The sequence below is a fragment of the Vibrio sp. 99-70-13A1 genome, assembly GCF_013114625.1.
Lineage (GTDB): Bacteria > Pseudomonadota > Gammaproteobacteria > Enterobacterales > Vibrionaceae > Vibrio.
Map to the genome: position 1 here is coordinate 1 of NZ_VTXD01000104.1, position 750 is coordinate 750.

The 750-nt window shown below is 38.8% G+C and carries 1 protein-coding gene; it reads right to left on the minus strand.

Annotation, left to right across the window (positions count from 1 at the left end; translation table 11 throughout):
* Positions 1-258: 258 nt before the first annotated feature.
* Positions 259-633, minus strand: a complete 375-nt coding sequence (locus tag F0226_RS22385) for an SMI1/KNR4 family protein (RefSeq protein ID WP_171737695.1) — start codon at positions 631-633, stop codon at positions 259-261.
* Positions 634-750 lie beyond the last annotated feature (117 nt).

Sequence of the window (750 nt, forward strand, 5' to 3'; positions counted from 1 at the left end):
TATGGCGAGTCGGGCCAAATACTAAACTCAACATTAATTACTAACATTGTTTCACTCAGGGACCACCCGAGTACAAAAGAATCTTGCAGGTCTATCCCATTAAGGTAATTCAAATTTAAACCTCTAGTACATAACGCCCAATTAAGTAGCTGACAACGCTACCAATACACTCAAATTTACCACCGGAATCACTGAGTCTGAACCGAGCTAAAAATGCCGAGCGTTGACAGTCTGCTTAAATTGCTTGTTATGTTCGAACTATTCGACTTCAAACTCATTTAACAGCTTCTCGACAAACTCGTCCAAGCTATCAGAAAATAGATTACATTCCATTTTATTATGGTCGGTAAAACCAACAGAAAATTCCGTGCTAGTGTGGCTAATTACGTAATAATCGCCAAAACCATTGTGACCAATAATAAAATAGTCTTCCGGCCACTTTTCTCCAAAATAACCACTAACTCTAACCTCTAGATTTTCTGAGGTTATTTCATCTGCATCAGTAAGAAAATGGAAGTCTTCTGCTTCAGTTCCAACCAAAGCTTCGGGGTAATTTAAAAGAGCCTGCTTATAGCTTTCAGGAAGCGCGATCCCCGTCTTTCTTTCAATTAAATTCAGTTCTTCTAACTTCATTATTTCTCCTAGAACATAACGCCCAATTAAGTAGCTGACAACGCTACCAATACACTAAAATCTACCACCTTAATCACTGAAGCTAAACCAAGTTGAAAATGCCAAGCGTTGGCAGTC

What these genes read in the sequence shown, in the direction of transcription:
- F0226_RS22385 (WP_171737695.1), bottom strand. Translation starts at nt 633, where the DNA reads ATGAAGTTAGAAGAACTGAATTTAATTGAAAGAAAGACGGGGATCGCG.